We start from the raw sequence: 24,794 nt of genomic DNA on the forward strand, positions 1-24,794 counted from the left end.
TCGGATCGAGTCAAAACTATTGCTTTTGGCTCAAGAAAACCTTAGGGCATGACCCAATCCGGCAACCGCTTCAAAAAGAGGCGGTTGCCTTCCTTTTTCAGCGTATCAAAGGCGTCGGCCTTGCTGCAAGACAACAGATCGCTTGTTTCCGGGCTCGCGCCCGAAAATGGAGCGCCAGTCAGCGGAACAGGTTTGCTGCGCGGGCGCATGCCGCACGCCTCCGTCGTCGTATTTGCAACGCTAGTCGCAATTATGAGCCTCGTGCCGCTCGGCTTCATCGGTTGGATTACCATCAATGTCGGCTGGCAGACGGTCAAGGAGCTGGTCTTCCGGCCACGTGTGGGCGAGCTGCTCGTCAACACGATCTTCCTCGAAGCGCTCACCATTCCCCTGTCGATTGCTCTTGCCGTGACGCTCGCCTGGCTGACGGAGCGGACCAATGTTCCGTTTCCGCGGTTGTGGTCCTGGCTTGCCGTTGCGCCGCTTGCCGTTCCGGCCTTCGTGCACAGCTACGCCTGGGTGAGCCTTATTCCCGGCATGCGCGGCCTGCAGAGCGGTGTCTTCGTTTCCGTGCTCGCCTATTATCCTTTTCTCTACCTGCCGGTCGCTGCTGCTCTTCGCCGCCTCGATCCGGCGATCGAGGATGCGGCGGCGTCACTTGGCCTCGATCCCTGGCGTGTCTTCTTCCGCACGATCCTGCCGCAGTTGCGGCTTGCGATCTGTGGAGGCTCGCTCTTGATCGGGCTGCATCTCCTGTCGGAATACGGGCTTTACGTGATGATCCGCTTCGACACCTTTTCGACGGCGATCGTCGATCAGTTCCAGTCGGCCTATAACAGCCCTGCGGCCAATATGCTCGGCGGTGTGCTCGTCGCCTGCTGCCTTTTCCTGCTTGGCCTCGAAATCCTGCTGCGCGGCAACGAGCGCTACGCCCGCGTCGGCTCCGGTTCCGCACGTCCCGCCGATCGCCGCCGTCTCGGCTGGTTGGTCGTGCCGGCCATTCTGCTGCCGGGCACACTTGCCCTGCTGACGCTCGGCGTCCCGCTCATGACGCTCGGCCGCTGGCTCTATCTCGGCGGCGGCGAGATCTGGCGGCTGGATGCGGTCGGAAACGCGTTCGTTCAAACGATCGTCCTTGCGGTCGCAGGCGGCGTGCTGACGACGATCGCGGCCGCGCCCATGGCCTGGCTGTCGGTCCGCGCCCCAGGGCGATTCCAGCGCTTGCTCGAAGCCTGTCATTATTATGTCGGCTCGCTTCCGGGCGTCGTCGTGGCGCTGGCATTGGTGACGATCACCGTGCGGCTGGCGCTGCCGCTCTACCAGACTTTTGCGACCCTCATCGTTGCCTATGTCCTGCTCTTCCTGCCGCGTGCGATGGTCGGCCTTCGGGCCAGCATCGCACAAGCACCTGTGGAGCTGGAACGGGCTGCCATGTGCCTGGGACGCACGCCATCGCAGGCCGTGCGCCAGATTACCATGCGCCTTGCTGCCCCGGGCTTTGCTGCAAGCATTGCGCTGTCGGCGCTCGGCATCACCAACGAGCTGACGGCAACGCTGATGTTGTCGCCGAACGGTGTTGAAACACTGGCTACGAAATTCTGGTCTCTGACCAGCGAAATCGACTATGTGTCGGCCGCTCCCTATGCGGTGATGATGATAGTGCTGTCGCTGCCGCTGACCCTTTTTCTCTATGCCCAATCGAAACGGACCGCCGGCCAATGACCTTGCTTACGATCCAGTCTGTCAGCAAGCGCTATGGCCCAGTGACAGCGCTGGACAAGGTGACGCTGGACGTTGCCGCCGGCAGCCGCACCGCCGTCGTCGGCCCCTCGGGTTCCGGCAAAACGACGTTGCTGCGTATCGTCGCCGGCTTCGAGCGGCCGGATGAAGGGAAGGTCGTCCTGAACGGCGAAGTGCTCGCGGATGGCTCGGCAGCCCTTCCCGCGCACAAGCGCGGCATCGGCATCGTTTCGCAAGACGGTGCGCTTTTCCCGCATCTGAGCGTTGCCGACAATATCGGCTTCGGTTTCGAGCGGCGCGCTCCCGATCGCGAAAAGCGGATCGTCGAACTACTGGATATGGTCGAGCTCGACCGCAACATGCTGACGCGCCGTCCCCACCAGCTTTCCGGCGGCCAGCAGCAGCGTGTGGCGCTGGCGAGAGCCCTCGGCCGCAAGCCGCGCCTCATGCTGCTCGACGAGCCCTTCTCGGCGCTCGATACCGGCCTTCGCGAACACATGCGCAAGGCTGTCGCGCGCGTGCTGCAGACGGCGGATATCACCACGATTCTCGTAACCCATGATCAGGCAGAGGCTCTTTCTTTTGCCGATCAGGTCGCGGTGCTCAGGGAAGGCAAGCTGATCCAAGCGGGTTCACCGCAATCACTCTACCTGCGGCCGAAGGACCGCGAGACCGCACTCTTCCTGGGTGATGCGGTGATGCTTCCGGCGATTATCCGCAATGGCTTTGCCGATTGCGCGCTCGGCCGCGTTGCAGTGGAAGGCAGCCATCAAGGCAAGGCCGAGATCATGCTGCGGCCGGAGCAGATTCGCGTCGTTGCCGATGAAAGCGAGCCTGCCTATGGTGGTCGAGTCGTCGAGGTTGAGTTCGGCGGCGCGACCTGCACCGTGGCGGTGTCGCTGGAAGGCGTGGCGCTGCCGCCGATCTTCATCAAGACATCCAGCGTGGCTTTGCCTGAACCCGGCGATCGTGTTCGCCTTGATATCGCCGGCAAGGCGCATGTCTTCGGCCGCCGTTAAGCCGTCTTTCGCGAAACCCTTTCCGTTTCCGCCTGTTCCAGCCAGCCGCCCGTAAAACCGGCGCGTTCAAGGCCGAGACGGATGACCGGCGACTGCTGCATCAGGTTCCAGATGAACTCCGACCGGTCGTTTTCGATCGTCATCACCAGCAATCCTTGGTCGATCGCGACGCATCGATCGTCCACCCAACCTTCCGGCCGGGCAGTCTTCACCGTCGGGTTGAAGCCGCCTGGAAAGCGGCCTTCGCAGAGCAGATGAGGATAGGTGGCGAGCAGCGCCTTTAGGCCATCAAGCGACGCCTGCCGGTCAAACGGCAATGCTGCAAGCGCCGCCCAGGGTGCAATTGTCCCGTCATCCGGGCCAAGCGGTGCACCGCGGGCGGCGTAACCCAGCACCTTCGGACGCCGGCCGCCACGCATGTTGCGTGTTGGCGGCGGGCCGTCGGAGGCCGAAAGTCCCCAGACATCCTTATTGTAGCCAACGAAGTGTCCGGGGTTGCGCTCGGCATAATCGCGCTGCACGGCGATCGAAACCTGTGTGTTGCGGAAATAGTCCCAGTCGCGGGCGGCCATCTCTTTGTCCTGGGTCCCGCGGAAGTCGATCCAGGCATGCGGGAAAAGGTGAATGAAGAACGGTCCAGCATAGAGATAGGGCTGCTTGCCGAAGAGCATCCAGGAATAGCTTGAGACGAAGGCATCGTAACTCGATGGCGGGATCGGATGGGTCGGCGAAGCAAGTGCCAGCGTATAGAGCAGGATCGCTTCGTCATATCCCTGCCAGCGCCAGCGCAGAAAGCCACTGCCCGGCTTCCAGCCCATACTGACGGTCTGCCCCTTGTTCAGCGCCCAATGCCAGTCAATGCGCTCATAGATGAATTTCGCAAGCTCGCGGATTTCCGTCTCCACCGCATCGGTCTGATCGAAATATGCCGCAGCCGTCAGCATGCCGGCGACGAGCAAGGTCGTGTCGATTGTCGAGAGCTCGCTGTTCCAGGCCCGGTGGCCGGTATCCATATGCAGGAAGTGATAATAGAAGCCGCGATAGCCGGTCGCGTGGCGTTCGCGTCCCTGATGGCTCCTGGCAAAGAAACGCAGCGTCGTGACCGACCTGCCTGCCGCTTCTTGTCGCGTCATCCATCCGCGTTCGGCAGCGACCGTGTAGCTGGAGAGCGCAAAGCCGACGGCAGCGATGCTGCAAGGAACTCCGGGCACTGACGTATCCGCGACCAGGCCATTTTCGGGATTGGAATATTTCAGAAAATAGTCGAATGCCGATTTCTGCAGCCTGTCGATCAGCGCGGCATCCGTGTCGTCAATTCGTTGCAGCATACATCAAACCAACCGTTGCCCGCCCACGCTCAACATGGCGATACGTTGCGCGCAAATCAAATTCTTTTCGGATAATGCGGCAAAATGGCTGTGATCGGTGGTTTTGGCGCTGGCGTGGGCGAAATGGCTAAAAACCAAAACCGCCAAATAGTGTATTAGTATAACGATTTGATATTATTATGAAAAGCTGATCCGGCGAAGGGATTGAACCCGCAACCCCACCTGGGCAAGCATAAAGGTAATGTCTGCGCAACGCGTGCCGATACTTGAAAATTCACTGCAATGCGCCAGGAAGCCGCTTTTGCGGCGCCATCGAAAATCCGCAAGTTGAATTGCATAGCACTCGATTGAAGGGGATTGGACTTGCCTGAAATGCAGCGACTGTGCCGCGATGACCGGAAGACATAGTATTGCGTTTGCAACATATTGAATCCCCAAATTCTGTTAGCGTCCCGCCCCACTTCTGCCCAACGGAGCCGCAAGGATCTGGTTTCCAAGTTCGGGAGATATAGCGCATGCCGACCCGGCGACATTTCCTTATCGGCTTCATTGCCACGCCGATTGTGCTCCCGAGACTCGGCCATGCAGCCGGCGCCGCTGCGCAGCTTTCGCCTACACCAACTTGCGATGACGACAATCTGACGCCAGCGCAGACCGAAGGCCCGTATTTCACCCCGGAGAGCCCTGAAAAACAGGACTTCGCGAGCGATGCACCAGGCGGTGAAAGGATGACGCTTGCCGGTTACGTGCTGACCGAGAACTGCCAGCCCGTGGCAAAAGCGTTGATCGAGTTATGGCATGCCAATGAGATTGGGGCCTATGACAACAGCGGATACAAACTCCGCGGACATCATTTCACCGATGCTGAAGGCAAATGGTGGTTTGAGACGATCGTGCCAGGGGTCTATCCTGGCCGCACCCGGCATTATCACCTGAAAGTCCAACGGCCCGGCGGAAACGTGCTGACGACGCAGCTCTATTTTCCCGGTGAGCCGGACAATGAACGTGACCGGATATTCAACGCAGCCTTGTTGCTCGATGTCAGGGCGACGAGCGACGGAAAATTCGGCCGCTACGATTTCATAGTGGTGTAAGCCGGGCGCCTTGCATGGCAAGCGATGAACCGAGGCCGTTACGTTGCAAAATTCCACGGCATGAGGCTTCGATTTCGCTCGCTGGCCACCCGCTGCGATGCGCTCGAGGGTCTGTATCAGCCATGCCAGCGGATCGACATCGTTCATCTTTGCGGTGTGAATGAGCGTTGCGATGTTGGCCCAGGTGCGGCCGCCCCCGGCACTGCCGGTAAAAGAGAAATCTTCCGAACGATGGCTTGGGGCCTGATTGAGATCGACTACCCCTTCCACGACAGAGCCAATGCCTGAAGGTCGCGTCAACTGACCGCTTGTCACATTTCGAGTACACGACCTAGGCCATACTGGGGGACAAAGGCCCGATGGCGTGATTGCCCCGAAACCTTACGTGCCACCAGATCTCCATGACCATGTATATACCACGGAGGGCGCAAGTATCCGTGCCTTGCCGAAATCCTATTCGACAGAGGAAAGCTAAGCCGATGAAAAGGACCAGCCTTATACTCTTTGCGCTCATGTTCGCGGTCGAACCTTCATTCGCAATCGAGCGGTTGAATGCCGGTTCGACGACCTGCGCCGCCGCTCAGAGGATTATTGCCCGCGATGGAGCGGCCATCCTGCGTTATCCATCTGAGAGAGTACCTGGTATGACGCTTTACAAACGATACGTCCGTAATAAGGCCCAGTGCGACAGCGATGATGAAGTCGCGCCGACATCAGTCAAGACCGCTGACGAGCCACGATGCCGGCTGGCGCGTTGCCGATCATCTTCACACAATCAATCGACGTCAGGTTCCCGATGACAAGTGTTGCCTTCTTTGAAATGGACCTGGCGCACCGGCGAGAAGTGACACCCCATCCCCCTACCTCCTCCGATGGATGAAGTTGCAGAACCAGCCACCGAGGTTCTGTCTAGGCGAATAGGCAATTGTCGTTGCCGGCCAGGAACTGGGACTCAAAAGTCGACGACGGCATTTGGCTCGTCAGCTTCATGCATTATGATCTGGGATATATCGACCTGGAGCAGAGGACCTTGCAAACCATCGACAACCCGTTCGGCACGAGGTTGTCACCCATGTGTTAGGTACGTTTTGTTACCTATGTATCCGGGTCGGACACGGGAATTTTTGGAGCGGGCGAAGGGATTTGAACCCTCGACCCCAACCTTGGCAAGGTTGTGCTCTACCCCTGAGCTACACCCGCTCAATCCACATCGGTCCGGGGTAGTTGGTGGACCGTGGGCTGCCACCTTGCGGCGACGGGCGCTATATGGCCCAATCGATTTTCAAATGCAACAGGGAAATCACGCAAAGGCCAAGAAAAATTCCACGACTTCAAAGGCTCATTCGCAAACTGCCGCAAATTCAGGGATAAGCGTCGATCCCGAACATTGCAAAACACATTCCTCCGACTTAATCAGGGCACCTTATCTCCTTCTTTGCGCACGGATGCCCGATGACCGAAGCCAAGCCGAAAAACAAAAACGATCTTTTCGCCTTCCTCGACGGGCTCGGCATCGCGCATAGCACGCATGAGCATGCTCCAGTCTTCACCGTGGCCGAATCGGTGTCGCTGCGCGATGCTATTCCCGGCGGGCATACAAAAAACCTTTTCGTGAAAGATAAGAAGGATCAGTTCTTCCTGTTGACGGTCGAGGAACATGCCGTAGTCGATCTCAAGACCGTGCATGGGCTGATCGGAGCCGCCAGCAAGGTTTCGTTCGGCAAGGCGGAAAAGCTGATGGAATATCTTGGCGTGATCCCCGGCGCGGTCACCGCCTTTGGCGCCATCAACGACATGGACAACAATGTGACCTTCGTGCTCGATGCTGATTTGATGAAGGAGGACATCGTCAATTGCCATCCGTTGTCCAACGATGCGACGACGTCGATTGCAAGCGCAGATCTCATTCGCTTCATGGAAGCGACCGGCCATAAGCCGCTTGTCTTGAAAGTGACGTCCTGACATACGATTTTAGCGCTAGAAAAAGCCGGGCAACCGGCATGGCGGGAGATACCAATGAGCGGCAGCGACAATTCTTACAGCAATTCCTTCGGCAGTCAGATGTCGGCAACGGCGAACTTCGGTTCGGCGCCGCAGCCGGCGGCAGGCGGCGGACATATCAAGGATACGACAACCGCCACTTTCACGAAGGACGTCATCGAGGAATCGCGCAACCAGCCGGTGCTCGTTGATTTCTGGGCGCCTTGGTGCGGTCCGTGCAAACAATTGACGCCAGTGCTCGAAAAGGTGGTCAATGAAGCGCAAGGCCGCGTGAAGCTCGTGAAGATGAATATCGACGACCATCCGTCGATCGCAGGTCAGCTTGGCATCCAGTCGATCCCGGCTGTGATCGCTTTCGTCGGCGGCCGCCCGGCCGATGGTTTCATGGGTGCCGTGCCGGAAAGCCAGGTTCGCCAGTTCATCGACCGCATCGCCGGCCCTGCTGGTGCGGATCAGGCGGCGGAGATCGAAGGGGTGCTCGAGGAGGCAGCGGGGCTTCTTGCCGCGGGTGACGTGAATGGTGCCGCGCAACTCTACGGCGCGGTCATGCAAGCCGATCCGGAAAATGCCAAGGCGCTTGCCGGGATGGCCGAATGCATGATTGCCGCCAACCAGCATCAGCGCGCTCGCGAAGCGCTGACTGATTTGCCGGACGAGCTTGCCAAGGACGCCGGAATTCAGGCCGTCATCACGAAGCTCGATCAGATCGACGAAGCCCGCAAGCTCGGTGATCCAATCGCCCTGGAAAACGACCTTGCGGTCGATCCGGATAACCACGATGCGCGCATGAAGCTCGCCAAGATCCTGAACGTCGAGGGAAAGCGCGACGAGGCGGCCGAGCATCTGCTCCATATCATGCGCAAGGACCGGACCTTCGATGACGACGGCGCACGCCGCCAACTCCTGCAGTTTTTCGAAGTCTGGGGCTTCAAGGATCCGGCAACGGTGTCGGCGCGGCGCAAGCTTTCGGCGATGCTCTTCTCGTAACTTTCAAAACCTTGCCCTTGCGTTTTTGGGCAAGGGCACCACATTTCAGAGGCAGGACAGGGAGCACCGTTTTTCTCCTGCCGCTTGGTTGTGGGACAAGTTTTGATGCAAGTCGGGAATGCAAGATATTTAAAGCCCGGCGATCTGCCAGATTCGATCGCCGTCTTTCCTCTGACCGGCGCTCTTCTCCTGCCCACGGGACAGCTTCCGCTGAATATTTTCGAGCCGCGTTATCTCGCGATGTTTGATGCCGCGTTGGGTGGCAACCGGCTCATCGGCATGGTCCAGCCGGCGCTTGGCGACAATGATTCGACGGCGGGCGACAAAAGCGGCGAACCTCATCTTGCTCCCGTCGGCTGCATCGGTCGGATCACCTCGTTCGCCGAGACGGGCGACGGGCGCTATATCGTTTCACTGACGGGCGTTTGCCGTTTCCGCCTGCTTGGCGAGAAAATGACGCATGAGCCGTTCAGAAGCTTCCGCATCGCTCCCTTCATTTCCGATCTCTCCGCACGCGATGAGGAAGATGCCGTCGATCGTGGCGCTTTGCTTTCCGCTTTCAGGGCCTATCTCGATGCGAACAAGCTGGAGGCCGACTGGGAAAGCGTCGAGCGCGCCAGCAATCTGACCCTCGTGAATTCGCTTGCGATGATGTCGCCCTTTGGCCCTGCAGAGAAGCAGGCGCTGCTGGAGGCTCCCGATCTCAAGACCAGGGCAGAAACCCTGATCGCAATCACTGAAATCGTGCTCGCGCGTGTCTTCGGTGACTCGGATACGGTTTTGCAGTAAATCATCGGGTATGGACGAAAAACTCAGTCGTATTGACCCGAAACTGCTTGAACTCCTTGTTTGTCCGCTCACCAAGGGCACGCTCCGCTATGACCGCGAGCACAACGAACTCGTCTCGGAAAAGGCGCGCCTAGCCTATCCGATCCGTGACGGCATCCCGATCATGCTGGTGTCAGAGGCGCGGCGGCTGGACGATTAGATCGTCTCGCCTGCCAAAAGCCGCGGATTGTTCCTGGCCGCGATCCCGGCCGCCTGTCCGATGAAGAAGGACTTGAGGCCCGGGATCCTGTCGACGATGCCCAGGCCGACGTCGCGGGCAATGCGCACCGGCATCACGTCATTGGAGAACAGCCGGTTCAGCACGTCGGTCGTCACCCCCATACGGAATGTATCGAAGCGGCGCCAAGTCTGGTAGCGCTCGAGAATATTGATCGAGCCGATATCGAGCCCGAGCCGGTCGGCCTCGACGATGGTTTCTGCCAATGCTGCCACGTCCTTGAAGCCGAGATTGAGGCCTTGGCCGGAAATCGGGTGAATGCCGTGGGCTGCATCGCCAGCAAGTGCAAAGCGCGGCGCCACGAAGGCCCGGGCGAGCGTGAGGCCGAGCGGGAAGGCGCGCCTTTCGCCAATCACCTTGAGCGCGCCGAGCTTGTGGCCGAAACGGCGCTCCAGTTCCTCTTCGAAAATCAGGTCGTCGCCGGCGACAAGCCGGTCGGCATCGTGGGCGCGCTCGGTCCAGACTAGGGAAGACCGGTTGTTGGTGAGCGGCAGGATCGCAAACGGACCGGAAGGCAGGAAATGCTCTTCGGCGCAGCCATTGTGCGGCCGCTCGTGCTCGACGGTCACCACGATGCCGGACTGGCCGTAGTCCCAGCTGACCGTCTTTATGCCCGCCAGATCGCGGAGCTTCGAGCGCACGCCATCGCAGGCGACGAGCAAGCGTGATTCCAGTGCGCTGCCATCGGACAACGTCACGGAGATCCGGTTTTCTTCCGTCTTCAGGCCGGTGGCGCTCAGTCCATGCCGGATTTCGATGCCAAGCCGGTCGCAGACGCCGCGCAACGCGCGGACCAGGACGGCGTTCGGGATCATGTGTGCAAAAGGGCGGCCATCTTCAACTTCACCATCGAAGGTGAGGAAAACCGGGCGGACCGGGTCGGCGGTCCTCGAATCGGTCACGATCATCTTGGTGATCGGCTGGGCTTCAGGCTGGATTTCCCCCCAGATGCCGAAGACTTCCAGCATCTTCGTTGCCGCGGCGATGATGGCCGAGGCGCGCATATCCTTCTGCCAGACATGCTCAGGCGCCGCTTCAACGACCGCAATATCGAGGTGGGGGGCTGCCTGCTTGACGGCGACCGCCGCGGAAAGGCCGACGTAACCTCCGCCAACAACCAGCATGTCCTGCATCGCCCGCTCTCCGCGCCTTGTGATTACAATGATGATCTATATAGATCATCGCATCCCCACTTCCTACCGTTGGGAGCTGAACAAATGATGGAAGACGCGGCCAAACCCACAGCCATGGAAACGCTGCTCGCCACGCTCGATCTTGAGCCGATCGAAGTCGATATCTTTCGCGGCCGCAGTCCGCAGGTCGGCTGGCAGCGCGTCTTTGGCGGACAGGTGATCGGTCAGGCATTGATGGCTGCCCAGCGGACAATTGAGACAGAGCGCTTCGTTCACTCGCTGCATGCTTATTTCATGCGGCCGGGCGATCCGTCCGTGCCGATCGTCTATCAGGTGGAGCGCATCCGTGACGGAGCGAGCTTCAACACGCGCCGGGTCGTGGCAATCCAGCACGGCAAGGCAATTTTTGCACTCTCGTGCTCCTTCCAGATCGAGGAACCGGGGTTCGATCATCAGATCGTGATGCCTGATATCCCCATGCCGGAAAGACTGCTCGGCGAACAGCAGCTCAAGGAGCAGTATCTCGCGCATGCGCCGGCGGCTGTGCGCAAGTACTGGGAGCGCGAACGGCCGATCGAAATCCGGCCGGTCTCCTTGACACATTATTTTTCCGACAAGAAGCTCGACCCCCGCCAGGACGTCTGGGTGCGCGCAACAGGGCCGGTCCCGGACAACCGGCTCTATCAAGCTGCCGTGCTTGCCTATCTCTCCGACATGACGCTGCTCGATACCTCGCTCTACGCTCACGGGACGTCGATCTTCGACCAGAGCCTGCAGGTTGCGAGCCTTGACCATTCCATGTGGTTTCATCGGCCTGATAAACTTGAGGATTGGCTGCTTTACACACAAGATAGCCCATCGGCTTTTGGTGCTCGCGGTCTCACGCGCGGTAGCCTTTTTACCCGATCGGGTGTTCTGATTGCGTCAGTCGCGCAGGAAGGTTTGATTCGGAAAAAGGCAAATGAATAAAAAATGTGCAAATTTGCAAATTTGGGCATTATTTGGGCGGTTGTTGCCACGTCATTTGCCTCTTAAATAGCATCGTTCATTATACTCTTTATTTTTCAATAACTTATAATCTGCTCGAAACTGGCACGCCCTTTGAATGTAGATCCCCAGTCGCTGTTCGTGAACGTCAGCGGCAAGGAGAGTCGGCTCCGCGCCGAGGATAACGAAGGATGGGAAAACCAGATGAAAATTGTGATGGCCATTATCAAGCCGTTCAAGCTCGATGAGGTCCGCGAAGCCCTCACCGCGATCGGCATCCAGGGCCTGACCGTGACCGAAGTGAAGGGCTACGGACGCCAGAAGGGACATACCGAAATCTATCGCGGTACGGAATATGCGGTCAGCTTCCTGCCGAAGCTCAAGATCGAAATCGCAGTCGCATCAGAAATCGTCGACAAGGCCGTCGAAGCCATCGCGTCGTCGGCCAAGACCGGCCAGATCGGCGACGGCAAGATTTTCGTCTACTCGATCGACCATGCCGTCCGTATCCGCACGGGCGAAACCGATACCGAAGCGCTGTAAGAACGGCTGAGCAAGGAGCTTTATTCCAATGTCAATTTCGAAGTTTTCTTCCATATTTGCGCGGCTCGGGGCTGCGTCTGCCGCGCTCTTAGCGCCGGTCGTCGCCTTTGCGCAGGAGACCGCGCCGGCTGCTGCCGATGCCGCGGCTCCAGCCTTCACCATGGACAAGGGTGACAATACCTGGATGCTCGTCTCCTCGGCGCTCGTGCTGTTGATGACCATTCCCGGCCTGGCTCTCTTCTATGGCGGCCTCGTGCGCGCCAAGAACATGCTCTCCGTGCTGATGCAGGTCTTCATGATCACCGCTGTTGTGTCCCTGATCTGGGTCACCTACGGCTACTCGCTGGCCTTCACCGACGGCGGTTCGCTGAACAGCTTCATCGGCGGTTTCTCCAAGGCCTTCCTTGCTGGCGTCAACACGTCGTCGCTCGCCGAGACCTTCACGAAGGGCGTCGCCATTCCGGAATACACCTTCATCGTGTTCCAGATGACGTTTGCCTGCATCACGCCCGGCCTCATCGTCGGTGCGTTTGCCGAGCGCATCAAGTTCTCCGCCGTCATGCTGTTCGTTGTCCTGTGGGTCACCTTCATCTACTTCCCGATGGCGCACATGGTCTGGTTCTGGGGTGGTCCGAGCTCCTACAGCTCGCCGTCCGGCCTGATCTTCTCCTATGGTGCAATCGACTTCGCCGGCGGCACGGTCGTTCACATCAATGCCGGTATTGCCGGTCTTGTCGGCGCCATCATGCTTGGCAAGCGCACGGGTTATAAGAAGGAAATCATGGCTCCGCACTCGATGACGCTCACCATGGTCGGCGCATCGCTTCTGTGGGTAGGCTGGTTCGGCTTCAACGCCGGTTCCAACCTCGAAGCCAACTCCTATGCTTCGCTCGCGATGATCAACACCTTCGTCGCAACGGCTGCTGCCGCTGTTTCCTGGTGCATCGTCGAAACCTTCGCCCGCGGCAAGGCTTCCATGCTGGGTGCCGCTTCGGGTGCTGTTGCCGGTCTCGTTGCCGTTACGCCGGCAGCAGGCTTTGCAGGTCCGATGGGCTCGATCGTTCTCGGCCTGATCGTTTCGCCGGCCTGCTACTTCTTCGTCGACGTCGTGAAGAACAAGTTCAACTACGACGACAGCCTTGACGTCTTCGGCGTGCATTGCATTGGCGGCATCATCGGCGCCATCGGCACCGGCATTCTCGTCAACCCGGCTCTCGGCGGCGCAGGTATCGTCGACTACTCGACGCCGGACTTTGCTGCATCCTACGCCGGTACGGCAACCCAGGTCTGGGCTCAGCTAAAGGGCGTCCTGACGACCCTCGTCTGGTCGGGCGTCGGCTCTGCGATCCTCTACAAGATCGTCGACCTCATCGTCGGCCTGCGCGTAACCCCGGAGGCAGAACGCGAAGGTCTCGACCTGTCGACCCATGGCGAAGCCGCCTACCACTCTTCCTGATCGCAGGGATAGCGGCGCCCGGCAAAGGGCGCCGCTGAACAGCCCGTCGCGGCCTATCGAATTAAATATAGGCTGCATCTTGGCCCGGACCTTAGGTTCGGGCCTTTTTATTTGGCGGTCCGGCTTGTCCAGTCTCTCATGGTTAACATCGCTTTAACCCTCCTTTGATTAGGTGGGGCGGACGCATATTGCGTGGCGACGCTTCGGCGATTCGCGCGCTCAGCATTGGACGGGTTGGGTATATGGCAAGAAGCACGTCGCCGGTGATCGATAGCCGGCCGGACCGTTTCTCCCTCTCAGGGTTCGTGTTCCGGCAGGCGCAGGCTCTCCTGGGCTTTGCGATCTTCCTGCTATTGGCGCTCGCGGTCGCGGCACTCGCGACATGGAACGTCACAGATCCAAGCTATTCCTACGCGACCGGCAATGCGCCGGCAAATGTCCTGGGATATGGCGGTGCCGCATTTGCTGACCTCGCGATGCAGTTCTTCGGCCTTGCAAGCGTCGTGGCGCTGTTGCCGGTCGTCGCCTGGGCCCTGGCATTGATTTCAGGCCGCCGCATGAGCCGCATTCCTCAACGGGCCGGCGCCTGGGCTCTCGGCTCGATCCTTTCGTCTGCCGTGATCGGCTGCTTCCCGCCGCCGCTGACATGGCCGATCCCGAACGGCATCGGCGGCGTCATCGGCGATATGATCCTTCGTTTTCCGGCTCTCTTCGTCGGCGCCTACCCAAGTGGTGCGTTCGCGACGGCTGTCGGCTGCGTGTTCGTGCTGCCCACCGCCTGGATGATGCTCTTTGCTGCCGGCATCCTCGGCCGCACGGAAGCTGAAGAGGATGAGGGCGATGCACTCGTGGCCATACCTTCCAAGGCCCGCTCTGTTGGTGATGCCGACGAGGATGAGGACGACGAAGACGGCGGCTGGCTTGCGTTCGGAGCGCTGACGCATGCCTGGTATATGAGCCAAGCGCGGATGCGCCGCATCCTCGGCATGGCGCCACGCAAGCGCCGCCAGAGCGATTTCGAATCGCCCTACGACTTCAACGACGACGAATTCGGTACGCTGAACGAGCCCGTCCGCGCCAAGGCGCCGGCAGGCCGCAGCGAGCGCCTGGAGCCGTCGATGGAACCGCGCGTCAGTTCGCCGCGCCGGGTCGTCTCTGCACCCTCGATTTCGCTCGACGACGACGATGGCGAAGTGCCATTCGATAGCGACATGCCTCCGCGTCCGGCCGATATTCTGCCGGATGACGACGAAGATGACTGGATGATACGTGCGCCGGCAAAGGCCGCCGGCGGCAAGCCCGAGCCGCGCGTCGTGCCGCAGATCTCGCGTCCGAAGCCCGGTGCCCGCATCGAACGCGAACAGCAGGGTTCCTTCATTCGTCCGGAAGGTTTCCAGCTTCCCTCGATTCATCTGCTCGCCGAACCAAAGAATGTCATCCGTGACTCATCGCTTTCCGCCGATGCGCTGGAACAGAATGCCCGCATGCTCGAAGGCGTCCTGGAAGACTTCGGCGTCAAGGGTGAAATCATCCATGTCCGCCCTGGCCCAGTCGTCACACTTTACGAACTCGAGCCGGCCCCGGGCATCAAGTCCTCACGCGTTATCGGCCTTGCCGACGACATTGCCCGCTCCATGAGCGCGATCGCCGCCCGTGTCGCTGTCGTCCCTGGCCGCAACGCGATCGGCATCGAATTGCCAAACTCAACGCGTGAAACTGTTTACCTGCGCGAACTGATCGCATCGCGTGATTTCGAAGGTTCGAAGGCGAAGCTTGCCATGGCACTCGGCAAGACGATCGGCGGCGAAGCCGTCATTGCCGATCTCGCGAAGATGCCCCACCTGCTGGTTGCCGGTACGACAGGCTCCGGTAAGTCGGTTGCCATCAACACCATGATCCTCTCGCTGCTCTACCGTCTGACGCCGGAACAGTGCCGCTTGATCATGATCGACCCGAAGATGCTCGAACTCTCGGTCTATGATGGCATTCCGCATCTGCTGTCGCCGGTAGTCACCGATCCGAAGAAGGCTGTCGTCGCGCTCAAATGGACCGTCCGCGAGATGGAAGAGCGCTACAAGAAGATGTCGAAGATCGGGGTCCGCAACATCGATGGCTTCAATGCGCGCGTTGAGCAGGCGCTGGCCAAGGGCGAAGCCATCTCCCGAACCGTGCAGACAGGCTTTGACCGCCACACCGGCGAAGCGATGTACGAAACCGAGGAATTCGACCTGCAGCCGATGCCCTATATCGTCGTCATCATCGACGAAATGGCTGACCTCATGATGGTCGCCGGCAAGGATATTGAAGGCGCCGTCCAGCGTCTGGCGCAGATGGCGCGCGCCGCCGGCATTCACGTCATCATGGCGACCCAGCGTCCGTCCGTCGACGTCATTACCGGCACGATCAAGGCGAATTTCCCGACCCGCATTTCCTTCCAGGTCACCTCGAAGATCGACAGCCGCACAATCCTTGGCGAGCAGGGCGCCGAGCAACTGCTCGGCATGGGCGATATGCTCTATATGGCTGGCGGCGGGCGCATCCAGCGCGTGCATGGTCCCTTCGTGGCTGATATGGAAGTCGAGGAGATCGTTTCCTATCTGAAGACCCAGGGCGCACCGCAATATCTCGATGCGATCACCGCTGATGACGACGAGGACGATGATTACGGCGGTCCGGCCGGGACGTCCAATCTGGCGGATTCCGACGATCCCTATGATCAGGCAGTCGCCATCGTGCTTCGCGACGGCAAGGCCTCGACCTCCTACATCCAGCGCCGTCTCGGCATCGGTTACAACCGCGCCGCATCATTGATCGAGCGCATGGAGCAGGAAGGCGTCATCGGACCTGCGAACCACGCAGGCAAGCGCGAAATCCTGGTTCCGACCGAAGGCGATATCCTCGATCGCTAGAGGCTGAAAAAATATGCCGGGGCAATGACTTCACGGAAACCTGATCGCCTCGGAAACGTTACCTTCTGCAGCGATGCTTCTGCGCCTTGAAGACGCCGCCTTTCGGCAGCATGCAGGTCGCATCATAGGAGACCTAGATGACCAACTCCGATTTCCATTCCAGTGGCTTGCTGCTGAACCGCCGTCACCTTCTCGGCGCCATGGCTCTGGCGGCTGTTTCGGCTGCAGCGCCTTTCGACGCCTTCGCGCAGGCAGCGGCCGGCGGTTCTTCGACGGCACAGGCGATTGCCAACCACTTCTCCAACGTAGCCACCATGCAGGGCGAATTCGTGCAGTTCGGCCCGCGCGGCGAGCAGACGGGCGGCAAATTCTTCATCGAGCGTCCCGGCAAGCTTCGCTTCAACTACGACGATCCGTCGCCGATCCGGGTGATCTCCGACGGCAGGAATGTTGCGGTCGGTAACCTGAAACTGAAGACCTGGAGCCTCTATCCGCTTTCCAAGACGCCGCTCAGCCTGCTGCTTGCACGCAGGATCAACCTGTCGGACGGTTCGGTAAAGAGCGTGAAGGAAGAATCGGACCTGACGACGATCGCGCTTGGCAATAAGACGATCTTCGGCAATTCGACGATCACGATGATGTTCGATCCGAAGACCTACGATCTGCGTCAGTGGACGATCACCGATAATCAGGGCAAGGACACATCCGTAATGGTGTTCAATGTGAGGACCGGCGTTCAGTTTGATCAGAAGGTCTTCAGAGTGCCGTACGAAAGCATTCCAGGCACTGCCGCTTCCCGTGACTGATGTCATATGACTTTCTGTGAAAAACGCCCGGTGAAAGCCGGGCGTTTCTGCTTGTGGACGTTCCATCCCCAGCGCCTTTGCTCTAAGGCCTTTTCAGTCTCGTTGAAAGGCAATGGCATGAGCTTCTCGATTACCACCTGGAACATCAATTCGGTGCGGCTGCGCATGCCGATCGTCGAGCAGTTCGTCCTCAAGCATAGGCCGGATATTCTCTGCCTGCAGGAAACCAAGGTTCCGAACGAGCTCTTTCCGGCGGCCCCTTTGCGCGCCATGGGTTACGAGCACATCATCGTGCACGGCCAGAAGGGCTATCATGGCGTCGCTATCGCCTCGCGCATCCCGCTCCAGGAGGATCATCGCCTGGACTACGGAAATGTCGGCCACGCGCGCCATATCTCGGCGATCTTCGAACGCGGAGGGCGCCGCGTCCGGCTGCATAATTTCTATGTGCCCGCCGGCGGCGACGAGCCGGACCCGGCCATCAATCCGAAGTTCGCCCACAAGCTGGATTTCGTCGAGGAAATGAAGCTGCTGAAGGCCAACGGCGAAGCGAATACCTCGGCGATCCTCGTCGGCGATCTCAACATTGCGCCGCTCGAGCATGACGTCTGGTCGCACAAGCAGATGCTGAAGATCGTCAGCCATACGCCGGTCGAAACCGAGGGTCTGCTGGAGGCGATGAAGCGCGGAGCCTGGCTTGATCTCATGCGCCAGCACGTGCCGTCCCACGAGAAGCTCTATACCTGGTGGAGTTACCGCGCCAGGGACTGGGAGGTTGCCGATCGCGGCCGCCGCCTCGATCATATCTGGTCGTCATCGGACCTCGGCCCGCTGCTCCAGCGCATCGACATCCTGAAGGAGGCTCGCGGATGGGATCGTCCGTCCGATCACGTGCCGGTGACCGCGCATTTCAACCTCTGAAATCTACGAAAAGCGGTGAAGCTGTGCGCTCGCCCGTGCCGCCAATTCCGCGATGTTGTCGCGAATGCGGCTTTCTATGATGCGGGCCGCATCCGGATATTCCTCGATCAGCCTGTAAAAGAGCGCTCGCGTGATGCGGATGACGCTGGAATCCTCCCGCGCCACGGCCGTGAATTTGCGCTCCACGAGCGTTACCAGAGCCAGTTCGGACAGTAATGTGCCCTGGCCCGCGATCTGCTCGACCTTGGGATGGCCATCTGGGCCCGCCGTGCTGAGCTCCAGCGCGCCGCTGGCGACGACATAAGCGCTTTCCGCCGGTGATCCTTCTCGGAAAAGCATCTGCCCGGTGGAAATCAAACGCCGGTCGGCGCCGAAGGCGATCAGCCGCAACTGGTCGGCCGACATGCCACTGAAGAGCGGCTGCTGCGAAAGCATGTTGATATCGTCTGTCAGCGCCATGCGGCTCTTTGCCCTACGGTACGATCTTGTAGCCGCCGTTTTCCGTTACCAGGATTTCGGCGTTCGAGGGATCGCGCTCGATCTTCTGGCGCAGGCGGTAGACGTGCGTTTCGAGCGTATGGGTCGTCACGCCGGAATTGTAGCCCCACACTTCTTCGAGAAGGACGTCCCGGGTGACTACCTTCTGTTCCGCGCGATAGAGATAGCGGATGATCGCCGCTTCCTTCTCCGTCAGGCGAATCTTCTGGCCGTTTTCGGTGGTCAACAGCTTCTGGCTGGGCTTGAAGAGATAGGGCCCGACTGTGAAGGTCGCGTCCTCGCTCTGTTCGTGCTGCCGAAGCTGGACGCGGATGCGCGCCAGAAGCACCGAGAAGCGGAACGGCTTGGTGACATAGTCGTTGGCGCCGGCTTCCAAGCCGAGGATCGTATCTGAATCCGTATCGTGTCCGGTCAGCATGATGATCGGCGCCTTGAAGCCGCCCTTGCGCAGTAGCTTCACGGCTTCGCGTCCGTCCGTATCCGGCAGTCCGACATCCATGATCAGCAGATCGACGGGCGTGCTGCGCGCAGCTTGTATGCCCTTGCCGGCCGTCGCCTCCTGGAGCACCGTGAACTCATCATAGAGCGCAAGCTGCTCCGTCAGGGTTTCGCGAAGGTCGTTGTCGTCATCCACCAGTAGAATGGTGCGTGCGGTCATGCGGTTCTGTTCCTCAGATTCCGTCTCATCAAGTCCTACGCCATATTTCGATCGCTGGCAAAGACCGGGAAACGTGCTGTTGCCGGGCCAGGGCCGATGTGATTTCAATCGAAGTCCCAAGCAAAACAAAAACATGTGAGAAAAATGGAGAAAACAAGGCGAAGCGCAAGAACGGTATCATCCACCATTATTGTGCGTCCCGCGCCCGGCAGGCAAAGCCGCGCACTGGTTCAATGCGGTCCCTTCGTCTTTCCCGCCGCAATCGGCCGTTCCGGCCGCACCATCTTGAAGCGCGAGGGCGACGGTGCAACGCCGATTGCTTCAATGAAGCTGCTTTACGGATTTTGCCGCGGCGAACGTCCGAGCCGCCTCGAAACACCGCTCTCGCTCCGCCGCATCCGTCAGGACATGCTCTGGTGCGACCAGCCCGGCGATCCGAACTACAATCGCCTCGTCAGAGCGCCCTTCCGTCCAAGCCATGAAGAGTTGAAGCGCAAGGACGGCCTCTACGACATATGTCTCGTCATGGATTGGAATATCACATCCCGCGCCCGCAATCGGGGATCGGCCATCTTCTTCCATCTCATCAGGCCGGGCTATGAGCCGACAGCCGGTTGCGTCGCCGTCCATCCGCGCGACATGCGCCGGCTTTTGCCGCACATGCGCAAGGGGACAGTCGTACGCGTTCTCTGAGGCATCAGGGGTGATAATCTGCGGACCGTCTCCTATATCCGTTTTGACCGGCGCTCAGGCTGAATGGCATGCCGGGAAGTCCGCTTGCGGATTCAATTTCATGCCCCTCCAATCCTTCAAACTTCCGGAGATATATTGTGGCCAATCAACCCATCATCACTTTCCATGACGGACATTCCATTCCCCAGGTCGGCCTTGGCGTATGGCAGACGCCACAGGACGTCGCGGCTCCGACAGTCCGCAAGGCCCTCGAAGCCGGCTACCGCCATATCGACACGGCTTCGGGCTACGACAACGAAGAGGGTGTCGGCGAGGGCGTGCGTTCCTCCGGTCTCGACCGCAAGGACGTTTTCATCACGACAAAGCTTCGTAACACCGACCAGGGCTACGACAGCACCCTGCGCGCCCTCGAGGGTAGCCTGAAGAAGCTTGGCACCGAATATGTCGATCTCTACCTGATCCACTGGCCGTCGCCGCACCGCGGCCTCTATCGCGAAACCTGGAAGGCCTTCGTCAAGATCAGGGAAGAAGGCCTCGCTCGTTCGATTGGCGTCTCCAACTTCTATCCGGATCATCTGGATCACATCATTGGCGATACCGGCGTGGTTCCGGTCATCAACCAGATCGAACTCCACCCGGATTTTCAGCAGAAGGCGGCGCAGGACGCGCACCGGAAACTGAATATCGTTACCGAATCCTGGAGTCCGCTCGGTCAGGGAAAATTCATCGCCAACCCGGTTATTGGTGAAATCGCCAAGAAGCACAGTAAGACACCGGCGCAGGTCATCATCCGCTGGCATATCGATAGCGGTCTTGTCGTCATCCCCAAATCGGTCACGCCGTCGCGCATTGAGGAGAACTTCAAGGTGTTCGATTTCAAGCTCGATGCCGGGGACATGGCAGCGATCGCCAAGCTCGACGACAGGAATGCCCGCATGGGACCGGAGCCCTATACGGCAACGTTCTGATCAAGAGCTTCCGTCTCCTCCTTTATCATTGCGGGAGGAGGAGACGTTTGCTCACGTGAGTTCACGCGGTGTCACGAAGCGCTCGAGACGTCCGCTTCCCGGCGAAATATCCGCCCAGCTATTCGCCTCGAACGCGATGATCGCCATGCCGGCAGTGGCGAATTTCTCCTTCAAGCGTTTACAAGCCTCCGGATCGCCGCTGCCGATGAGATTGTTCGCGAGGTCCTGAAAACCGGGATTGTGTCCGACAAGCATGACCGTTCGAACCGACGGCTCAATCTTGCCGAGGAGGCCGACAATGCGCGATGCCGAGGCTTCGTATAAATCCGGCACATCGCGTTCAACAGTCGAGGCGGAAAGTTTTTTCGCTACACGCTTCCATGTTTCCTGCGCCCGCCGCGCCGTCGACACCAAAGCGAGATCCGGGAAAAGCTTTTCACGCGTCATATAGGCGCCGATCAAGGGCGCGGCCCTTCGCCCGCGCTTCGCAAGCGGGCGGTCATGGTCTGCGACATCGTCCGGCCAGGCGGATTTTGCGTGGCGCAGAAGAAAAAGGCGAAGGGACTTCCGCGAAGGCTTTTTTGACGCATTCATTCCGCTCACCTGAAAAGGGCAGGAGACCATTGTCTCATCGAATGCGCATCTTGTCTTCTTAAGATGGCATGCCTCCCTCTCGGCCCGAGAGGGAGGCAATATCCGTCAGTTCCACTCGCGGATATCGACGAAATGGCCAGCGATTGCAGCAGCGGCAGCCATGGCCGGCGAAACGAGGTGCGTGCGGCCCTTGAAGCCCTGACGGCCTTCGAAGTTGCGGTTGGACGTCGAGGCGCAGCGCTCGCCCGGCTTCAGGCGGTCGTCGTTCATGGCGAGACACATGGAGCAGCCCGGCTCACGCCAGTCGAAACCGGCTGCCTTGAAGATCTTGTCGAGGCCCTCGGCTTCCGCCTGTTCCTTCACGAGGCCGGAGCCGGGAACGATCATCGCGTTGACGGTCGAGGCAACGGTCCTGCCTTCGACGACCTTGGCAACTGCTCGAAGGTCTTCGATACGGCCGTTGGTGCAGGAGCCGATGAAAACCCGATCGATGTTGATCTCGGTGATCGGCGTGCCTGGCCTCAAGCCCATGTAGTCAAGCGCGCGCCACTTGGAGGCTCGCTTGGTTTCGTCCTGGATCTCGTCCGGGTTCGGAACGACGCCCTGAACCGAGACGACGTCCTCAGGCGAAGAGCCCCAGGAGACGATGGGCGGCAGTTCGGCGGCGTTGAGCTTCACGACACGGTCGAAACGTGCGCCTTCGTCGGACTTCAGCGTCTTCCAGTAGGCAATCGCCTGTTCCAGAGCCTCGCCCTTGGGCGCGCGCGGCTTGCCCTTTATGTACTCGAAGGTCGTATCGTCAGGCGCAATCAGGCCGGCGCGGGCGCCGCCTTCGATCGACATGTTGCAGATCGTCATGCGGCCTTCCATCGACAGCGCACGGATCGCTTCTCCGGCATATTCGATGACGTAGCCGGTACCGCCGGCCGTGCCGATTTCGCCGATGATGGCGAGAACGATGTCCTTGGCGGTGACGCCGGCCGGAAGCTTTCCGTCGACCTGCACCAGCATGTTCTTAGCCTTCTTCTGGATCAGCGTCTGTGTCGCCAGGACGTGCTCGACCTCGGACGTGCCGATGCCGTGGGCGAGCGAGCCGAAGGCGCCGTGCGTAGACGTATGGCTGTCGCCGCAGACGATCGTCATGCCCGGAAGGGTGAAGCCCTGTTCCGGCCCGATGATGTGCACGATGCCCTGACGCTTGTCGTTCTCGGAGTAATATTCGACTTTGAACTCGGCAGCGTTCTTGGCAAGCTGCTCGACCTGTATGCGGCTCTCCTCGTTCTTGATGCCGAGATGGCGATCAGGCGAGGTCGGAACGTTATGATCGACGACGGCAAGCGTCTTTTCGGGAGCACGAACCTTGCGGCCGGTCATGCGCAGGCCTTCGAACGCCTGCGGAGAGGTCACTTCGTGGACCAGATGGCGGTCGATGTAGAGAAGACAGGTGCCGTCTGCCTGTTCGTCGACCAGGTGGTCGTCCCAGATCTTGTCGTAAAGGGTACGCGGTGCGCTCATGGCATTTCAGTCCGTTTTTGGATGCAATGGGAAAAGAAATAGGCGGCAAGGCCCGCCGGCCATCATTCGATCAACGAAGTCGGCTGTTGAGCGCACCGGAAACGGTCGCAAAGAAGCGTGCCGGCAGGCGATAATGATCCTGCAGCACGAAAATATGCGCGCCAATGCACCTGAACTTGCTTTCCATGGGCCTGCATATAGCGATTTTTCTCGGAAACGGCAATTCGAATCATGTGAGCGCTACCGGCTGTGAGCTTTGCGCATCCGCTGCTCGATCTGCCGCAGAGCGAGCGACAAACCGATCGTCAGGATCAGATAGATATAGGTGACGATCGAATAGGTCTCGAAGAAGCGGAAGGAGCCGGAGGCGTAGACCTTGCCCATCTGCGTGATGTCGGAAACGCCGAGCACGGAAACGAGGGAACTGTCCTTCACCATTGAGACGAAGTCGTTCGAAAGCGGCGGAAAGATGACGCGGATCGCCTGCGGAAAGACAACCAGCCGGAAGCGGTGGTAGCGCGACAGGCCCAGCGCCTTTGCCGCTTCGATCTGTCCATGGTCGACCGATTGGATGCCGGCGCGGAAAATCTCGGCAATAAAAGAGGAATACCCGATCATCAAGGCGATGATCGCCCGCCACATCAGTGAAAGGTCACGCACGAGGATCGGTTCCGCCAATCCGGCTTTCACAAATGGCGTGATCAGGAAATTAAAGGCGGCGACAATACCCGGAGCGCCGACAAAGGCCACATAAAAGAGCAGCACGAGCATTGGGATGCCGCGGATGATCTCGATATAGAAGCGGGATGCTTGGCGCAGCGCGACGCTATCGGAAAGTCCGAGAAGAGCGATGCCGAGGCCAAGTAATGTCGCCAGCGCAAAGGCGACCAGCGTCACGAAGACGGTGACCCAGACGCCGTTGACGACCGTGCGGAAGACCTGCGCATAGACGCCGTTGGTGACGATGACGATCGCAAGGATGACGCCGATCGTAGCAAGGGCGACCAGCCACCACGGATAGTCGCCCTTGAGATTTCCGGCAGGAGAAGGCTGCAGGGCCATCAGCGGCTGACCTGCATCATTCGCCCATCTTGTAGTCGAGGAACCACTTCTTGTTCAGTGCGTCGAGCGTGCCGTCGGCTTTCAATGCGGCGATCGCGGCGTTGACGGGGGTAACGAGATCGGAGCCCTTCGGGAAGATGAAGCCGAAATCCTCGGTGCCGAGCGCGCCGCCGATGACCTTGAGCGTGCCGTTCGAGGCATCGACGTACCCCTTCGCGGCAACGCTGTCCGTCAGTACCACATCGACATCTCCGGCCTTGAGCGCCTGGACCGTCGCGCCGAAGGTTTCGAAGAGCTTGATACGCGGATTCTGCTCGTTGCCGTCAAGGATTTCATAGACGGCCGTATAGAAAGGCGAGGTGCCCGGCTGCGCGCCTACGAGGCCGTCCTTGAACTCACCGAAGGTCTTCGCGTCCGTGAAGCGGCTCTCATCGGCCCGGACCAGCATGAATTGCTGCGAGCGCATATAAGGATCGGAGAAATCCACTTTCTGCTTGCGGTCGTCCTTAATGGTGATGCCGGTCATGCCGATGTTGTACTGATCGTCGGAGACGGCCTGGATCATCGCGTCCCAGCTCGTGTTCTGATATTCGACCTTGAAGTTCAGCCGCTTGGCGATCTCGTTCATCGCGTCATATTCCCAGCCGATCTGCTTGCCGGACTTGGGGTCGACGAATTGCAGCGGCGGATAGGCGTTCTCGGTAACGACGACCACCGTCTTGCCGCCAAGATCCGGCAGATCGGCACCAAGGGACGCCAATGGCGAAAGAACGAGAGCGGCGAGGCCTGCAAGAATGGTGCGGCGGAACGGCATCA

General features: G+C 59.7%; 24 protein-coding genes, 1 tRNA gene and 2 pseudogenes. 16 read left to right on the plus strand and 11 right to left on the minus strand.

Features of this window, described 5'->3' with window-relative positions:
• Nucleotides 1–41: 41 nt before the first annotated feature.
• Nucleotides 42–209, minus strand: coding sequence for a hypothetical protein (locus A3C3_RS47280; protein WP_022717320.1), 168 nt, complete (start codon nucleotides 207–209; stop codon nucleotides 42–44).
• Between A3C3_RS47280 and A3C3_RS0125050 the strand changes: the two genes are divergently transcribed.
• Entirely contained in the window at nucleotides 208–1,722 is a 1,515-nt protein-coding gene (locus A3C3_RS0125050; protein WP_022717321.1) for an ABC transporter permease, read from the plus strand. The two genes, A3C3_RS47280 and A3C3_RS0125050, sit on opposite strands and share 2 nt — an antisense overlap.
• Nucleotides 1,719–2,759 carry an ABC transporter ATP-binding protein gene (locus A3C3_RS0125055; RefSeq protein ID WP_022717322.1) on the plus strand — a complete coding sequence of 347 codons (1,041 nt, stop codon included), beginning with the start codon at nucleotides 1,719–1,721 and terminating at the stop codon, nucleotides 2,757–2,759. Before A3C3_RS0125050 ends, A3C3_RS0125055 begins: the two co-directional genes overlap by 4 nt.
• On the opposite strand, the gene A3C3_RS0125060 is transcribed toward A3C3_RS0125055, so the two are convergent.
• Nucleotides 2,756–4,087 carry a glucoamylase family protein gene (locus A3C3_RS0125060; RefSeq protein ID WP_022717323.1) on the minus strand — a complete coding sequence of 444 codons (1,332 nt, stop codon included), beginning with the start codon at nucleotides 4,085–4,087 and terminating at the stop codon, nucleotides 2,756–2,758. The two genes, A3C3_RS0125055 and A3C3_RS0125060, sit on opposite strands and share 4 nt — an antisense overlap.
• A 515-nt stretch (nucleotides 4,088–4,602) precedes the next feature.
• On the opposite strand from A3C3_RS0125060, the gene A3C3_RS0125065 reads away from it, so the two are divergent.
• Nucleotides 4,603–5,181, plus strand: a complete 579-nt coding sequence (locus A3C3_RS0125065) for a dioxygenase family protein (protein ID WP_022717324.1) — start codon at nucleotides 4,603–4,605, stop codon at nucleotides 5,179–5,181.
• Between the two features lie 38 nt (nucleotides 5,182–5,219).
• Here the strand turns inward: A3C3_RS0125065 and A3C3_RS43970 are convergent.
• Nucleotides 5,220–5,432: pseudogene (locus tag A3C3_RS43970) on the minus strand (transposase domain-containing protein); the annotation flags it as partial.
• A gap of 676 nt (nucleotides 5,433–6,108) precedes the next feature.
• On the opposite strand from A3C3_RS43970, the pseudogene A3C3_RS48640 reads away from it, so the two are divergent.
• Nucleotides 6,109–6,262 (plus strand): annotated as a pseudogene (locus tag A3C3_RS48640) (transposase); the annotation flags it as partial.
• A gap of 44 nt (nucleotides 6,263–6,306) precedes the next feature.
• Here the strand turns inward: A3C3_RS48640 and A3C3_RS0125080 are convergent.
• A tRNA-Gly gene (locus tag A3C3_RS0125080) sits at nucleotides 6,307–6,381 on the minus strand.
• 252 nt (nucleotides 6,382–6,633) lie between these two features.
• On the opposite strand from A3C3_RS0125080, the gene A3C3_RS0125085 reads away from it, so the two are divergent.
• From A3C3_RS0125085 to A3C3_RS0125100, 4 genes are all read left to right on the plus strand, one after another.
• On the plus strand, nucleotides 6,634–7,143 hold the full coding sequence (locus tag A3C3_RS0125085) for a prolyl-tRNA synthetase associated domain-containing protein (RefSeq protein WP_028739970.1): 510 nt from the start codon (nucleotides 6,634–6,636) through the stop codon (nucleotides 7,141–7,143).
• A 54-nt stretch (nucleotides 7,144–7,197) separates the two neighbouring features.
• Nucleotides 7,198–8,169 (plus strand): thioredoxin, encoded by a 972-nt coding sequence (trxA, locus tag A3C3_RS0125090; RefSeq protein ID WP_022717326.1) that lies wholly within the window; start codon nucleotides 7,198–7,200, stop codon nucleotides 8,167–8,169.
• A gap of 105 nt (nucleotides 8,170–8,274) precedes the next feature.
• Nucleotides 8,275–8,958, plus strand: a complete 684-nt coding sequence (locus A3C3_RS0125095; protein ID WP_022717327.1) for an LON peptidase substrate-binding domain-containing protein — start codon at nucleotides 8,275–8,277, stop codon at nucleotides 8,956–8,958.
• Nucleotides 8,959–8,968: 10 nt separating this feature from the next.
• Complete coding sequence (locus A3C3_RS0125100; RefSeq protein WP_022717328.1) at nucleotides 8,969–9,157, plus strand: Trm112 family protein; 189 nt, start codon at nucleotides 8,969–8,971, stop codon at nucleotides 9,155–9,157.
• On the opposite strand, the gene A3C3_RS0125105 is transcribed toward A3C3_RS0125100, so the two are convergent.
• Entirely contained in the window at nucleotides 9,154–10,368 is a 1,215-nt protein-coding gene (locus A3C3_RS0125105; RefSeq protein WP_022717329.1) for a ubiquinone biosynthesis hydroxylase, read from the minus strand. The two genes, A3C3_RS0125100 and A3C3_RS0125105, sit on opposite strands and share 4 nt — an antisense overlap.
• 84 nt (nucleotides 10,369–10,452) lie before the next feature.
• On the opposite strand from A3C3_RS0125105, the gene tesB reads away from it, so the two are divergent.
• The 6 genes from tesB to A3C3_RS0125135 all read left to right on the plus strand — a co-directional run bounded on the left by tesB (nucleotide 10,453) and on the right by A3C3_RS0125135 (nucleotide 17,990).
• The gene (tesB, locus tag A3C3_RS0125110) at nucleotides 10,453–11,337 is read left to right on the plus strand and encodes an acyl-CoA thioesterase II (protein WP_022717330.1); all 885 of its coding nucleotides are present in this window, start codon (nucleotides 10,453–10,455) and stop codon (nucleotides 11,335–11,337) included.
• Between the two features lie 222 nt (nucleotides 11,338–11,559).
• Nucleotides 11,560–11,898, plus strand: coding sequence for a P-II family nitrogen regulator (locus tag A3C3_RS0125115; protein WP_027511789.1), 339 nt, complete (start codon nucleotides 11,560–11,562; stop codon nucleotides 11,896–11,898).
• Nucleotides 11,899–11,926: 28 nt separating this feature from the next.
• Nucleotides 11,927–13,354 (plus strand): ammonium transporter, encoded by a 1,428-nt coding sequence (locus tag A3C3_RS0125120; protein WP_022717332.1) that lies wholly within the window; start codon nucleotides 11,927–11,929, stop codon nucleotides 13,352–13,354.
• A gap of 242 nt (nucleotides 13,355–13,596) precedes the next feature.
• Complete coding sequence (locus tag A3C3_RS0125125; protein WP_022717333.1) at nucleotides 13,597–16,263, plus strand: FtsK/SpoIIIE family DNA translocase; 2,667 nt, start codon at nucleotides 13,597–13,599, stop codon at nucleotides 16,261–16,263.
• Nucleotides 16,264–16,400: 137 nt separating this feature from the next.
• The gene (locus tag A3C3_RS0125130) at nucleotides 16,401–17,069 is read left to right on the plus strand and encodes an outer membrane lipoprotein carrier protein LolA (RefSeq protein ID WP_022717334.1); all 669 of its coding nucleotides are present in this window, start codon (nucleotides 16,401–16,403) and stop codon (nucleotides 17,067–17,069) included.
• 117 nt (nucleotides 17,070–17,186) lie between these two features.
• Complete coding sequence (locus tag A3C3_RS0125135; protein ID WP_022717335.1) at nucleotides 17,187–17,990, plus strand: exodeoxyribonuclease III; 804 nt, start codon at nucleotides 17,187–17,189, stop codon at nucleotides 17,988–17,990.
• Nucleotides 17,991–17,993: 3 nt separating this feature from the next.
• Here the strand turns inward: A3C3_RS0125135 and A3C3_RS0125140 are convergent, their stop codons facing one another.
• Both A3C3_RS0125140 and A3C3_RS0125145 read right to left on the minus strand, forming a co-directional pair.
• Nucleotides 17,994–18,449: a cyclic nucleotide-binding domain-containing protein gene (locus A3C3_RS0125140; protein WP_022717336.1), complete on the minus strand. Its 456-nt coding sequence runs from the start codon at nucleotides 18,447–18,449 to the stop codon at nucleotides 17,994–17,996.
• 13 nt (nucleotides 18,450–18,462) lie between these two features.
• Complete coding sequence (locus A3C3_RS0125145) at nucleotides 18,463–19,146, minus strand: response regulator transcription factor (RefSeq protein ID WP_022717337.1); 684 nt, start codon at nucleotides 19,144–19,146, stop codon at nucleotides 18,463–18,465.
• Between the two features lie 144 nt (nucleotides 19,147–19,290).
• On the opposite strand from A3C3_RS0125145, the gene A3C3_RS0125150 reads away from it, so the two are divergent.
• Complete coding sequence (locus tag A3C3_RS0125150) at nucleotides 19,291–19,839, plus strand: L,D-transpeptidase family protein (RefSeq protein WP_051154520.1); 549 nt, start codon at nucleotides 19,291–19,293, stop codon at nucleotides 19,837–19,839.
• 137 nt (nucleotides 19,840–19,976) lie between these two features.
• Nucleotides 19,977–20,807 (plus strand): aldo/keto reductase, encoded by an 831-nt coding sequence (locus A3C3_RS0125155; protein ID WP_022717339.1) that lies wholly within the window; start codon nucleotides 19,977–19,979, stop codon nucleotides 20,805–20,807.
• 51 nt (nucleotides 20,808–20,858) lie between these two features.
• Here A3C3_RS0125155 and A3C3_RS0125160 read toward each other — a convergent pair whose 3' ends face one another.
• The 4 genes from A3C3_RS0125160 to A3C3_RS0125180 all read right to left on the minus strand — a co-directional run bounded on the left by A3C3_RS0125160 (nucleotide 20,859) and on the right by A3C3_RS0125180 (nucleotide 24,792).
• Nucleotides 20,859–21,401: a SixA phosphatase family protein gene (locus A3C3_RS0125160; RefSeq protein ID WP_022717340.1), complete on the minus strand. Its 543-nt coding sequence runs from the start codon at nucleotides 21,399–21,401 to the stop codon at nucleotides 20,859–20,861.
• Nucleotides 21,402–21,506: 105 nt separating this feature from the next.
• Nucleotides 21,507–22,916 carry a 3-isopropylmalate dehydratase large subunit gene (gene leuC / locus A3C3_RS0125165; protein WP_022717341.1) on the minus strand — a complete coding sequence of 470 codons (1,410 nt, stop codon included), beginning with the start codon at nucleotides 22,914–22,916 and terminating at the stop codon, nucleotides 21,507–21,509.
• A 240-nt stretch (nucleotides 22,917–23,156) separates the two neighbouring features.
• Nucleotides 23,157–23,978, minus strand: a complete 822-nt coding sequence (locus A3C3_RS0125175) for an amino acid ABC transporter permease (protein WP_022717343.1) — start codon at nucleotides 23,976–23,978, stop codon at nucleotides 23,157–23,159.
• A gap of 16 nt (nucleotides 23,979–23,994) precedes the next feature.
• The gene (locus tag A3C3_RS0125180) at nucleotides 23,995–24,792 is read right to left on the minus strand and encodes a transporter substrate-binding domain-containing protein (RefSeq protein WP_022717344.1); all 798 of its coding nucleotides are present in this window, start codon (nucleotides 24,790–24,792) and stop codon (nucleotides 23,995–23,997) included.
• Nucleotides 24,793–24,794 lie beyond the last annotated feature (2 nt).

The organism is Rhizobium mongolense USDA 1844 (assembly GCF_000419765.1).
GTDB classification, from domain to species: Bacteria; Pseudomonadota; Alphaproteobacteria; order Rhizobiales; family Rhizobiaceae; genus Rhizobium; species Rhizobium mongolense.